The sequence below is a fragment of the Methanohalophilus sp. RSK genome (assembly GCF_003722075.1).
In the GTDB taxonomy this organism is placed as follows: Archaea; Halobacteriota; Methanosarcinia; order Methanosarcinales; family Methanosarcinaceae; genus Methanohalophilus.
Map to the genome: position 1 here is coordinate 32,979 of NZ_RDSK01000012.1, position 12,896 is coordinate 45,874.

16 protein-coding genes, 1 tRNA gene and 1 pseudogene are annotated in these 12,896 nt (G+C 41.0%); 10 read left to right on the top strand and 8 right to left on the bottom strand.

The features are described from left to right. Nucleotides 1-9: 9 nt before the first annotated feature. The 4 genes and pseudogenes from EFE42_RS04765 to tnpA form a co-directional block, all read right to left on the bottom strand. Nucleotides 10-1,254: a COG1361 S-layer family protein gene (locus EFE42_RS04765; RefSeq protein ID WP_123136175.1), complete on the bottom strand. Its 1,245-nt coding sequence runs from the start codon at nucleotides 1,252-1,254 to the stop codon at nucleotides 10-12. A gap of 13 nt (nucleotides 1,255-1,267) precedes the next feature. After that, nucleotides 1,268-1,996, bottom strand: coding sequence for an ABC transporter ATP-binding protein (locus tag EFE42_RS04770; protein WP_370448667.1), 729 nt, complete (start codon nucleotides 1,994-1,996; stop codon nucleotides 1,268-1,270). Between the two features lie 263 nt (nucleotides 1,997-2,259). Further along, nucleotides 2,260-3,519, bottom strand: coding sequence for an RNA-guided endonuclease TnpB family protein (locus EFE42_RS04775; protein ID WP_123136176.1), 1,260 nt, complete (start codon nucleotides 3,517-3,519; stop codon nucleotides 2,260-2,262). Continuing rightward, a pseudogene (gene tnpA, locus EFE42_RS04780) lies at nucleotides 3,519-3,839 on the bottom strand (IS200/IS605 family transposase); the annotation flags it as partial. The pseudogene tnpA and the gene EFE42_RS04775, both read right to left, overlap by 1 nt. A gap of 256 nt (nucleotides 3,840-4,095) precedes the next feature. Here tnpA and EFE42_RS04785 point away from each other — a divergent pair. Together EFE42_RS04785 and EFE42_RS04790 are read left to right on the top strand one after the other, a co-directional pair. After that, on the top strand, nucleotides 4,096-5,139 hold the full coding sequence (locus EFE42_RS04785; protein ID WP_158599193.1) for a hypothetical protein: 1,044 nt from the start codon (nucleotides 4,096-4,098) through the stop codon (nucleotides 5,137-5,139). A 7-nt stretch (nucleotides 5,140-5,146) separates the two neighbouring features. Continuing rightward, on the top strand, nucleotides 5,147-6,310 hold the full coding sequence (locus tag EFE42_RS04790; protein WP_123136178.1) for an ABC transporter permease: 1,164 nt from the start codon (nucleotides 5,147-5,149) through the stop codon (nucleotides 6,308-6,310). Nucleotides 6,311-6,520: 210 nt separating this feature from the next. On the opposite strand, the gene cofD is transcribed toward EFE42_RS04790, so the two are convergent. Continuing rightward, a complete protein-coding gene (gene cofD / locus EFE42_RS04795; protein ID WP_123136179.1) occupies nucleotides 6,521-7,444 on the bottom strand; it encodes a 2-phospho-L-lactate transferase in 924 nt (307 codons plus the stop codon). A 67-nt stretch (nucleotides 7,445-7,511) separates the two neighbouring features. Between cofD and EFE42_RS04800 the strand changes: the two genes are divergently transcribed. From EFE42_RS04800 to EFE42_RS04835, 8 genes are all read left to right on the top strand, one after another. Beyond that, nucleotides 7,512-8,708, top strand: a complete 1,197-nt coding sequence (locus EFE42_RS04800) for an HD domain-containing protein (protein ID WP_123136180.1) — start codon at nucleotides 7,512-7,514, stop codon at nucleotides 8,706-8,708. 10 nt (nucleotides 8,709-8,718) lie between these two features. Further along, complete coding sequence (locus EFE42_RS04805; protein WP_123136181.1) at nucleotides 8,719-9,054, top strand: hypothetical protein; 336 nt, start codon at nucleotides 8,719-8,721, stop codon at nucleotides 9,052-9,054. 1 nt (nucleotide 9,055) lies between these two features. Beyond that, nucleotides 9,056-9,619 (top strand): UbiX family flavin prenyltransferase, encoded by a 564-nt coding sequence (locus tag EFE42_RS04810; RefSeq protein ID WP_123136182.1) that lies wholly within the window; start codon nucleotides 9,056-9,058, stop codon nucleotides 9,617-9,619. Nucleotides 9,620-9,704: 85 nt separating this feature from the next. Next, a tRNA-Pro gene (locus EFE42_RS04815) sits at nucleotides 9,705-9,782 on the top strand. A gap of 65 nt (nucleotides 9,783-9,847) precedes the next feature. Further along, a complete protein-coding gene (locus EFE42_RS04820) occupies nucleotides 9,848-10,123 on the top strand; it encodes a ubiquitin-like small modifier protein 1 (RefSeq protein ID WP_123136183.1) in 276 nt (91 codons plus the stop codon). Between the two features lie 22 nt (nucleotides 10,124-10,145). Continuing rightward, nucleotides 10,146-10,514 (top strand): fluoride efflux transporter CrcB, encoded by a 369-nt coding sequence (crcB, locus tag EFE42_RS04825; protein WP_123136184.1) that lies wholly within the window; start codon nucleotides 10,146-10,148, stop codon nucleotides 10,512-10,514. Between the two features lies 1 nt (nucleotide 10,515). Next, a complete protein-coding gene (locus EFE42_RS04830) occupies nucleotides 10,516-10,872 on the top strand; it encodes a CrcB family protein (protein ID WP_123136185.1) in 357 nt (118 codons plus the stop codon). A 29-nt stretch (nucleotides 10,873-10,901) separates the two neighbouring features. After that, nucleotides 10,902-11,225 (top strand): DUF190 domain-containing protein, encoded by a 324-nt coding sequence (locus EFE42_RS04835; RefSeq protein WP_123136186.1) that lies wholly within the window; start codon nucleotides 10,902-10,904, stop codon nucleotides 11,223-11,225. Here EFE42_RS04835 and EFE42_RS04840 read toward each other — a convergent pair whose 3' ends face one another. From EFE42_RS04840 to EFE42_RS04850, 3 genes are all read right to left on the bottom strand, one after another. After that, on the bottom strand, nucleotides 11,226-11,483 hold the full coding sequence (locus EFE42_RS04840; RefSeq protein WP_072360618.1) for a YhbY family RNA-binding protein: 258 nt from the start codon (nucleotides 11,481-11,483) through the stop codon (nucleotides 11,226-11,228). A gap of 62 nt (nucleotides 11,484-11,545) precedes the next feature. Further along, on the bottom strand, nucleotides 11,546-12,253 hold the full coding sequence (locus EFE42_RS04845; protein WP_123136187.1) for an ATPase domain-containing protein: 708 nt from the start codon (nucleotides 12,251-12,253) through the stop codon (nucleotides 11,546-11,548). Between the two features lie 82 nt (nucleotides 12,254-12,335). Then, complete coding sequence (locus EFE42_RS04850; protein WP_123136387.1) at nucleotides 12,336-12,872, bottom strand: molybdenum cofactor biosynthesis protein B; 537 nt, start codon at nucleotides 12,870-12,872, stop codon at nucleotides 12,336-12,338. Between the last annotated feature and the right edge of the window lie 24 nt (nucleotides 12,873-12,896).

Genomic DNA, 12,896 nt, shown 5'->3' on the forward strand with positions numbered 1-12,896 from the left:
ATTACCCGATCATTCCTTAGGATTCCATTTCCTGCGATACATATAGACAGCAACTACCAGCAGGACAAGCCCCAACACAGCAGCCACGCTTATGGCCGTATTATTATCTTCCTGTACTTTCTCGAATTTCAGGGACCGCTCACCTGCAACAAACTCATGTTCGTTGAGACCATTACGGAAACTGGCAATAATTGTAACATTTTTGGTGCCTGTAAATTCCTTCTGGTCAGATTTGGCATCTATTTCTATAGTGAATAGTTCATCAGGGTCCATTGAACCCACGAAATAGTTAGAAGGAGAGAAACTAACCCCTTCTGCCTCAAGGCTTACGGCTACTGAGGAGAGAGCATTCGGATACACATTAGCCACATCAAATTCAAGTGTACCCTGCCCATTTTTTATTGTAAGAGGCTTTGAAGGTATCACTTCCAGTGAATCGGAATCCACCACTATCGGTACACGCCAATTATTGTTGAAGGAATGTGAGTTACCTATTGTCAAAAGGTCCAGGTAATAAGTCCCATCTTCTATATTTTTATCCACTTCGACATTATATGTTACCTGTACTGAATCCCCCGGACCGAGGACACCTTTACCTTCGTATGGTTGACTTGTTACTTCTATCAGGTCAGTTCCCTCAAGGGTTGCGGACTGGACCCTTGCATAAGTATCATAGGTTTCACCATCAATTACTATGGTGTTGGACTGGGCGTTATTCTCCAATGTAAAACTTACGGAACCCTCATCACCGGGCATGAAAACCTGGGGGTCTGAGATGACATTAGATAGTTCGACGGTTCCTTTACTGTCAAAAGTATTTGAACCCACCTTTATATCGAAAGATTCCTTTACCCATGAAAGATCACTATCTGCCCGGTAAAGCACATCGAAACTCCCCGTGCCGGTTTTAGCATTTTCGTCAACATACAACCTGTATTCATGGATTGCTGTGCGGTCGGGAGGAATCCTGCCAAAATTCTGGATTGCATTTGTTTCAGAATCCAGAGAGAGAGGATATTCCGGTTCTATTTTGATTGAAACATCCTCAGCTTCTCCAGAGGCGTAGTTTTCAACTTTTACCCACACCGATACATAATCCCCTATATCCGCAGGATACGGTTCATATTTGAGTACATCTACCCTCAGGGTCGAACTTGATGAATCTTCCGCAGCAGTAGCAGGAATCACAGCTATTGCAGAAAACATCAGCAACAAAGAAAATACAAAAAGTATCAAAAATCCGGATTTTTTCATGGTTATACCTCTATTAAGCAGCATTGGGCATAGTAACCCTGTCATCAATTAAACCGTCTTTCAAGTAAGCTACCCGGTCTGCATATTTATTAGCAAGTTGTAAGTCATGAGTGATCATAATGACCGTACGCCCCTTTCGATGAAGATCTGTAAAAATATTCATTATCCCTTCCCCTGTTTTTGAATCCAGGTTGCCCGTGGGTTCATCGGCAAGTATTATGGAAGGGTCATTCACAAGCGCCCGGGCTATTGCCACCCTCTGGGACTGACCCCCCGACAACTCGGTAGGTTTGTAATCCATACGCTCAGAAAGCCCTACTAGGTCCAGTAGTTCCCTGGCCTTACTCCTTACATCAACCCCCGGCCTTCTGTTGGCATAGGTAGGCAGTTCCACGTTTTCCAGGGCACTTAATCGTGAAACCAGATTGAAACTCTGGAACACAAAACCAATCTCCATTCCTCTCAATTTTGCAAGTTCACTATCGGAGATGCGGTTCACATTCTTTCCCATAATATAAACTGCACCACAGGTGGGCCTGTCCAGACATCCGATCATATTCATCAGGGTACTTTTACCCGACCCCGACGGACCCATGATAGCTACAAACTCCCCCTTCCTGACAAGCAGATTCACATTACTGAGTACCTTGATTGTCATATCCCCTACTTCATAATCCCGGCAAACGTTTTCAGTTCGCACGACTATAGCATCCTGCGGAGGATTTTTTTCCAGTACCATCATCCTGTTATTCAAAAGTCACAGCCCTCCGATTGAAAAATACTGATAGGATATATGGAATGATTCATAGGAATAATATCGAAGATAAAAGTCGGAGAAACACCTAGATTCGATGTGATCATTTTGTACCTCCTTTTAGCATAAAAATATGAAGAATTACCCACCATTTCTTTTTTGCACTTTTCCCTTTTAATAAAACTGTGATTGAATGGATATAAACATTTTTCTACAAGATTTTCTGAAAGGATATTTGAACTACTCCACGCTTACGCATGGAGATTCCTACGAGTTGTTATATCATTCATTGGATGCATTTGGGATACATCAAACGTCAATAACCCTGTTTGTCGTAGATTATGAGCAAAATGCTCATAGCCTGTCCAAGTGGCATAATTGGATAGGTAACGTATCATGATATTGATAGCACTGTTTCTATCTCTATCAATAACGTTACCACAATCACATGTCATATCACGTCTATATAATGGCATATTATGTTGTTTTCCACAAACATAACATGTTTTTGACGTATATCTTTCATCAATTTTAACTACTTGTTTACCTATAAGTTCTGCTTTATAGGTGAGAAATTCGATGAAACGTGATAAATAACCGTTGTTTTGTGTAGAACGATTCAACGTTTTGTTTTTCGATTTACCCATGTTTTTAACGTTGAGTTTTCCTACAATAATTGTATTGGCTTTGGTATTTTCTAACATTGATTTAGATAATTTGTGTTGCCAATCTTTTATCTGATTATTTTTCCTTCTTACCATAGTACGAATAGTTTTGTTTAATCGATGCCATTTTTTACTGTATTTTTTGCAATGGTCACGTCTTGATTGAACTGCACTGATTTTAGAATCCCAATATAAATCATATCGTGGATTGGTTATTTCAAAAAATTTTCCTTTATCATTTATCGCAGTAATCGTTTTGGTAATCCCTAAATCAATTGCTTGAAAATGATTATTTTGAACATAAGGCACATTGATTTCAGGTTCATGAGTAATGGCAATAAAAAAGTCTCCATTACCCCTTTTATCGTCATTGAATATTTCAATTTGTTTGATTTTCAAACTTGAAACATCATGACCAATATCAATTATCAAATCTTCATTATTCATTTTATGTGAAAACTGAATGGTATTCCCAACTACTTTGAAACCACTTTGATTATATGTTATTGTAAAAAAGTATTTACGACTTCTAAATTTCGGTGGTCTTGCTTTTTTGTCCCCATTTTTGTGAAGTCCAAAAAATGATTTGTAGTTGGCATCTAATTTACGCAAAACCATCTGACATGTTTTAGAATAAAGAATATCTACAACAGAGTATTGTTTTTTTAATTGTGGCAAATAGTTTTGTTGTCTTGTATATGAAATGGATTTTTTTTCATTTTTCCATGCGTCTTTTCTTTCAGATAATGCAATATTATAAAGATATGTACATGCATTGGATAACTCCCAAAGCATATTCTTTTGTAATTCCGTTGGATGAATTTTGTATTTTTTTGTTAATTGCATTATTTGCCCTGATTATCAACATATTTTTTCAACATATCCAGCGTAACCTGTCCAGTTGTAGCCAAAAAATATGACCTTGACCAGAATGCATCTTTCCCCAACTTCTCTTTTACTTCTGGAAAATTCCTTCTAATCTCTCTTGATGAAATTGTTTTGATTGCATTGATATATTTGGGTATATCCAATGTTTGTTTTGCTTTGAATATCATGTGAAAATGGTCTTTATCACACTCAATGTTGAGAATATCTACTTCATAAGTTTTACTTACATTGTATATAGTTTTTTTCAAACAATCAACTACAAGAGGATTCACCAAGGTATCTCTTCTATATTTTACACATTGTACAAAATGATATTGTAATGAATATAAAGAATGGCTACCCTATCCAGATTGTAGTTTATAGTTACAAATATATAAATGTAAATAACTTATGCAATTATATTATTGTAGCACGGCTTTCATCCCCTAACTTATGGAAGGGGATTTCTCGCCTGTTAAGTTAAATACCATTAAAACAAATCAAAACAGGATGGCCTGGAAAACTAAGTATTATATTTTTGTAACCACAGTATTGTTGCTATTAATTATCCCGGGGACAGCATCTGGAAAAAGCGATATTACTATTGAGGAAGTCTACAGTGACGTGCAGAGCTGTGATGTCAGGATAATTTCAGAAACCACCTATAATAATCTCACAATAGAAGCATCATTGTTACATGAAGGAGTTGTCATTGATACACAATCAATTGATATAGAAATGTTAACACCTGCTTCTGCGCTTACCAGAGTATTCTACTGGGAAAATGCAATACGGGACGATGGGGCTTATGAAGTACAGGTAATCGTCAAAGACGAGAATGAAGTATTTGCCCAACAGGAAAAAACGTTTGTGCATGGCCATCAGATACTTCCTGCTATAACAATTGACAGTCTGACACCCACACCAATTGGAATCGAAGCCATAATAACTCCTTATAAATCCACTCTGGTAGATATTGAATATATGCTGGTGGATGGCAACAAGGTAATAGACACAATAGAGGAAAAAGCCATTCCTGTGCATACACAACCTATCGCCCTGGACAAAAAATGGAACGTGGTACTTAAAAATAAACATGTATATCAGGGGAGACTAAAAATCAGTATAAAAGACCCCTACAGTATATCATTGCTCAAAAGCCGCTCTTTTGTGGCAGAAGAAGATGTGGAAATCAGCGATATTTACAAGGATGAGATCGGTGCAAGTGCTACGATATCAGGCATGTCCCAGGTACCTTTCAGGGGTTCAATAAGATTCACTGTTTTTGATAACAATGGAAAACCAGTAGAAAATATCGTCCAAAAATGTCCGGTCCTGCTTGCAGAAGATGATGAAACTGTAGAGGCAATCTGGGAAAATAAACTTGATCGTGGAGAATATACACTGCTAATCGAGGCTATCGGGGAATACGGAAAAGTCATAATATCAAAAGAAAGCATAATTGATGTCGAAAAAGACATTGGACCTGCCACAATAAATGAAAAAAAAGAAGAACAAACCAATGCTACACCTGCAATTGGTTCTCTTGTTTCAATAGTCCTGATTTTTCTGGCATACCTGACAAAAACAAAATATTGATCCAACCATGCCATTGAAATTTGAGCTTTTTGTTGCATTAAGGCACATTGTATACAGGAAACGGCAGACCATACTTTCCGTAGGTGCTATAGGAATTGCGGTCATGATTCTTGTTGTGTCCAATGCATTCATGGCAGGTTTTACCGATAAATTGTATGAATCAACTGTCAATGATATGGCCCATGTAACCGTTACACCGGAAGAAGACAGTGAATATATCCACCTATACAAAAATCTCCAGAGTGAACTGTATCAAATTAATGGTATCAAAGCAGTGTCCCCGTCCCTTTCAGGAGGTGCGGTATTACGCAATGAAGATAATATTAAAAACGTCTTATTAAAAGGAATTAATCCCCGTGACGAAGATGCAGTATTATCCACCAATGAGGACATAATAGGAGGAAGTTTATTCGCCCTGGCTACTTCAGGCAATACAATTGTAATCGGGGATGACCTGGCAGATGAACTTGAGGTCACCCTTGATGACACCATAGAAATATCCTTTCCGGGCTCTGAAACTAATCTTTATCGTATCATAGGGATATATGATACAAACACTCCCCTGGATTCCACACTGGTCTACACTTCCCTTCAAACAGCCCAGTCATTCTACGGAACATCTGATGTTGTCAATAGTATCAGCATAAAACTTTATGACTTCAATCGAGATAGGGAGATTGCACAGCAAATTGAAGACAAAGGTTATTCTGCAGAAGGATGGACGGAAACAAATCCTGAAATCCTACAGACCATTGCAATTGAAACCATTTCCAATAATATCATGCTGGGCTTTATTCTCCTGATAGCATCATTTGGCGTCATAAGTGCCCTGAACATGGTAGTAGTGGAAAAAACAAAGGAGATAGGCATTCTCATGGCCATGGGAACGGGCAAATCAGGCATAAGGAACATATTCATCCTTGAAAGTGGAATTCTGGGTTTTCTCGGGGCTGTCACAGGAACTATTGCCGGGATCGCAATCGCACTGTCAATCGGCAGCTATGATGTGCCCTCTGAACTTTACCACATAGATTCCATACCGGTGGTTATACGATATAATGATGTGTTACTAACCATCATCGCGGTTTTCATACTAAACCTGATTGCAGGGGTATATCCGGCAAGCAGAGCCGCAAAAATGGATCCTGTAGAAGCAATAGCAACACATTAAGCCATAGAAACAGAGGGAAAAGTGTATATACGAGACTTGCGTTAGGTTGTATAGATGAGCGGGTTTTAATCCCTTTTTTAGTACCCCCACTCCCCAGCCCGCTCATACCACCCCATTAAGCAAGCATTTTGGTATAGTAAATATAGGAGATATTAACATATATACTCTTTGCTTCTGAATTTTAAGTATGTTTAAAATTTTCAAGCGCACTTATTGCAGGGACTCAAACAGATTCTTTACATAACCTGCTAATTGTATACTTATATCTACAGAAGACATCATCGTATCAGTTTTTACTACACTGCAAGCCATACTTTCAAAAGAATTACAAAACTGTGGCTCACGGATATCTGTTACAAACACATCCAGAAAGTCATGGTAGCACCTTGCAACTTCATCTGAAGAAATACCATAACCACATGCATTCATAAGTTTACCTGCAGGACCGCTAACCGGTTCATTCCCGATAATAGGACTTATTGCAACCACATTTTTACTTTTAAGGATTTCAGGCATTCCATCAAGGGATATGATGGGCCCTATGCTTGTTATCGGATTGCTGGGGCCAATCAGGACATCGCTGTCTTCCCGAAGCTTTTCCATTACAGCAGGGGATACAGAAGCTTCACCAATTCCAACCATCTTAACTTCAAGTACATCGGGCTTGCCCTTATGCTTAATCCAGAAATCCTGGTAATGCATCCAGCCCTGGGGTGTGCGGATCATGGTGGATACCGGATTATCTGACATCGGCAGTATATTGGCCTTGATACCAAATCTTGAGCAAAGATTTGCAATTGCTTCACTAAGGGTAGCCCCATTGCGAATCATATCAGATCTCATGATATGTGTGGCCCGATCCCGGTCCCCCAGCATCATCTTCTCATCATAACCACAATCCTTCATAGCATTGAAAGTGCGGAATGTATCACCTGCTATACCCCACCATTTATCCCGGTCAATCATACCGGCAAAAAGGTAGAGTACTGTATCAATATCCGGTGTTACAAGATTACCTGATACCCACAGATCTTCGGCGGTATTCACGACAACTGTAATTTCTTCTTCGTCCATTGTCCGCATCAGGCCATCAAGGAGCTTGGGGGTACCGGTTCCACCGGAAAATATTATCATGATATTACCTCAACATTTCGCTACCAAAATCACAACATCATTATAATATGAACGGTTATTTAAAAACATGAAGGTCATGAGGGACCCCGTACACGGTCATGTTGAACTTGACGAACTTGCAGTATCCCTTATGGATACACCCCGTATGCAACGTCTCAGGAGGATACACCAGCTCGGATTGTCTAATCTGGTATATCCCGGTGCCAACCATACTCGTTTTGAACATTCACTGGGCGCACATCACCTGGCTACGACCCTTGCGGAAGAAATTGATTCCGTACAGCAATCTGAAATCGATGAACTCAGGGTTGCTGCAATGTTGCATGATATAGGACACGGCCCCCTTTCACACGTTACAGAAGGTGTCATCAAAAAATATACCCGCAGGGAGCATGAAGATGTAAAACACCTGCTGCGCAAAGGGGATATAGCAGAAGTTTGCAGCGATGCCGGCCTCAACATCTCAAGGATCGCAGACCATATTCTAGGCAAAACCTCCCTTGGACAGATAATAAACAGTGAGATTGATGTTGACCGTATGGATTACCTCATTCGTGATGCACATTACACAGGTGTTGCATACGGTCTTGTAGATCATAGCCGCCTGATCCACAAAATGCAATTCTACGAAGATAAACTGGTTGTAACAGAAGGCGGACTCAATGCGGCCGAGTCCCTGCTTGTATCACGTTTTTTAATGCATCCTTCGGTATATTTCCATCATGTGACACGCATTTCAGAAACAATGATAACAAGAGGCATCGAATATTTGATAGAGCAGGAGAAACTCAATCCCTCCAGCCTTCAGGACATGGATGATTACCGCCTGTTTGAAACCATGCGCCAGGATGGCGGTTACGCCGGTGAGATGATCAACAGGATTGATGAGAGAAAACTGTACAAACGTGCCCTCTACGTAGGGTTTGATGACGTTGATGAGAAGGTTTTGAACTATCGCAAAGCCATCCAGAGGGTAGAAAAAGAAATAGCAGAAGAGGCGGGAATTGATGAAGAAGAAATCCTCATAGATATTCCGAAATTGCCCCGGATAGAGGAGATGAAAGCATTGATCAAGGTCAATGGAAAGAAAATGACCCTTGATAAAGCCTCCCATCTTGTAGCAACTCTTGAAAAAGCACACCGTGACAACTGGAAACTTGGGGTTTATACCCCCAGGGAACACAGGGACAAGGTGAAGAAAATAGCAAACGATTTTTTCGAGGTCAAAAAACAGACCCGACAATACAAGTTAACGGATATATAAGGGGATATAAGTGGAATTTATTGAAAAAGAAACTGGGGGAAGGAAACTATCTCTAAAATGGCGCAATATTGGAGACGGTTTGCTTGTAACACTTACAGGCGGCGATGAGCATATAGGAGCAGTTGCTGTGGGCAATTCAGGTGCTTCCTCGGTCATTACCCTGCCCGGACACAGGGATGACGAGATTGCACACAGACAGGCAGGCCGCATTAACAGGAAAACCGGCAATGATACTGTTTTCCTTGTAGGGATACATTTCAACAACATACAGCCTGATGAGATCAGTAAAATCTGCGATACCGCAGAACTTATGGTTGACGAACTTATAGATATAATTGAGGAATAATATGGAAGTTGTAGTGGGAATCAGCGGGGCCTCCGGGGCACAGTACGGGATCAGGTTACTTGAAATATTTGCAGAAAAGGGAATTTATACACACCTGGTAATAACCTCTGCAGCCAGGCAAATAATACATATAGAAACAAACTGGAAGATCGAAGAGGTGGAAAAACTTGCCTGTGAGGTGCATGAGGAAAAAGATTTTACAGCTTCTGTAGCAAGCGGATCCCATCCTTACAATGCTTTGGTGATAGCCCCCTGTAGCATGAAAACTGCTGCTTCCATTGCACACGGAATCTCCGACAATCTTCTTACAAGGGCTGCTGATGTGTGTCTCAAGGAAGGCAGGAATGTCATCCTGATGGTACGGGAGACTCCCTACAGCCGAATACATCTGGAAAACCTGCTCAAACTCAAGGAATCCGGCACCCAGGTTTTACCTGCATGTCCTGCATTCTACAACAAACCGCAATCAATAGACGACTTAATTGATTTCATGGCCGGGCGGGTGCTGGATCTTCTGAATATTGATAATGATGTATATCCCAGATGGGAAGGAGAGGATAACTGAACCAATTTTCACCCTCTTCTGCGCCCTTCAATAGTTAGATATATCTAGGAGAAGTGCATTTAGGGGGGATGCCCCTATATCATGTGGGATAGTAGGGTAGCCTGGCCGATCCTCGAGCGTTTGGGACGCTTGGACTGCGGTTCAAATCCGCGCTATCCCACCACTATTCTTCATGTAACTACTAATTTTAACGAATATTTTATAAACCAGCCAGACATGGGAAAAGCTATGGCTGCCAAGAAGGTAAGATTGTTTGCCAATATCAGGGAAAAGGCCGGAACTTCCGAAGTAGAGGTCAACGGAGACACCGTTTCTGAGATATTGGATGAAATAATTACAAAATACCCGGATCTTGAAGAACTTATATTTGAGGATGGCAAAAAACTCAGAGGGTACATAAACATCCTGATCAACGGGGAAAATGTCCAGCATCTTGAAGGTACAGATTCAGCGATTACAGAAAAAGATGAAGTCGCTATATTCCCCCCTGTTTCCGGTGGATAAATAAAGATGGTGGGACAATTCCATGGAATACCGGGATGTTACCAATCTCTTTTTGCTAGGAACTGGCGGATTCCTGGGAGCTGTATGCAGATATGGTACGTCCACCATTATCCAGGGAACCCATGGAACATTTGTTGTGAACGTGCTGGGAAGTTTCTTGCTGGGGTTGTTACTGTTCTACTCTGACTATATCGGTTACCTGACCCCACACATCCGAATGTTTGCAGGCATCGGGTTTTTAGGCGCATTCACCACATTCTCCACATTCATTGTACAGACTGTGCAAATGCAGCCTGTACACGGGTTTGCAAACATAATGATAAATCTGTTACCCGGCCTATTTGCAATCTTTCTTGCAAGAGGGGTGGTAATATACATCGGAGGCGAGTGAAGTGTATCCAGCAGGCTATTTACTTGTTGGTATCGGCGGGTTTATCGGTGCAACACTCAGGTATATAATCGCGGGAATGATCCCTAGAAAGGCAGATATACCTACAGGTACACTCGCAGTAAACATAATTGGTACAACAATACTCTCATATCTTACATATTCCCATTCCCTGCAGCATCTTTACCTGTTGAATATAGGCATTCTGGGTTCATTCACCACTTTTTCCACTTTTACTTATGAATCATTTGCACTCCTGGAACAACAGTCAAACCGGAGTTTTATTACAAATATAATGCTTAACTGCATGTTCTGCATGCTCGGTGCCGGACTCGGGCAGTTAATGGCAAACTTAATTTAAAAAGAGATTGAATAAAGAAAGGGGACTATATGCAATCCAAAATACTGAAAATTTATCTTAGTGAAAATGATACATACAAAGGTAAAAGTGCCCATCAGGCCATCATCGAGTTCTTGCTTGAAAAAGATGTTGCCGGTGTCACCGCAATCAGGGGAATCGAGGGATATGGAGTACACAGTGTAATCCACAAAACAAGTATCCTCAGGCTCGGAATGGACCTCCCCATCATAGTACAGGCCGTGGATGAAGAAGAGAAGTTGCGTAATATCCTGCCTGAACTCAAGAAAGTGGCTCCTGGTGAACTCATTGTGATGCAGGATGTGGAAATTCTGGCAGGGCATAAAAGGGATTAATTACCTGTAGAGGACTATCGCCCTTCCACGCACATCTATCAGGGTAGTGGATGTGAGAGAGGCCAGTTCCTCTGCAATTGAATCCATACTTTCACCGGGAAAACTCTTGAGGATTTTAACCTTGACAAGATGATTGGCTTTAATTTGTTTTTTCAATTCAGTTACAACCGCATCATCAATTCCCTTTTTACCCAGAGTAAGAATGGGTTTCAGGTGAGTTGCTTCTGACCTAAATTTCCTTATTTTATCCTTATCCATCAAATAACACCTGCCTATAGGGACCTGCATGAAGTATATATAACTAACCTAAAGAAAAGCATTCAGTCTTCCTTGATGCCCTGAATGGATATTGAACCATCTTCCACCAAATACTCAAACCAGGGAGTGGGTTTTGAAGATATTCCTACTGCACGTAGGTAATGACTGCCGTTATCTTCCTGCACCTCAATCATACCATCATAAAGCTGTTTTAAGGTAGCAATTGTGCGGGAGTCATGCATCTGGTCTTCAAGTACGAATAAACCCAGACCTTTTATGGCTTTGATTCTGCCTGTGAACACGTGCATGAAACGAAATACCGTCTGGATATTAGAGTACATAAGAATAGTCGAGACAGAATTAATACAGAGGATATTATGAGAAATCTGGCGTTTCATCCAGAATTGTTCAAAAAACTGACTTATTCGAACACCTATACCGGTAAGGTCCACAGGACTAGAAGCACGTTTTATGTTCTCAGTATCATCAGCCGCCATGCCCAGCGTCTTGGTTACACAGTCCACAATCCCGATATTGGACACAGGTATGGTTTTGTCAAAGGAGGTGAACCATTCCAGAACATGCTCACCGGGTTCTCTTGTAGAAACAATGACCGAAGATTCTTCCTTTTTGAGACCGTTTTTAAGTATATGGTATGCAACATCTTCCTTTCCGCTCATAGGAGGGCCTATTACCATCAGATTGCTTCCTTCACGGATTTCCCCGATAATATTATCCAGTTCTTCAATGCCCAGTGAATAGGATGCCATATACTCCAGCCGAACTCTCTATTTTAATTTACTATATAAGGATAGTCCTTAATAACATTATTCCCGATAATACCCTCGGTTATTACGATCTTGCATGTTTGACTATATGCCCGGCTTCAGGAATTACGATTTTCTCAACTGCAAGTTCGACTGCCTTTGGAGAACCAGGAAGGCAGAATACAGCACAGCCCTGAATGATACCTGCAGTTGCCCTGCTCAATATTGTGGCAGACCCTATCTGATCCAGGCTTTTAAGGCGGAAAAGTTCTCCGAAGCCTTCAAGTTCCTTTTCAAATAGCGGGCAAAGGGCCTCTATAGTCACATCGGAGGCAGACAAGCCCGTCCCGCCGGTCGTAATCACAACATCGGCTCCATTAAATATCGCTGACAGGACTTCGTTCCTTATATCTGCGATATTATCTGCCACAAGACTGTAGCACAATACATTGTGATGGGCAGCCTCTATAAGATCTGACATTCGTTGCCCCGAGACATCATCCGCAGCAGAAGGCGATTCTATAGATCCATATGTATTAAAACGAGAAGTTGAGATAGTTACAAGGCTAAAGGCATATGCTTTATCAGTCCCTTTTTTATGCTCTTTGGTGCTGGAGCTCATAAAAGAACATATAGAAAACTGCAT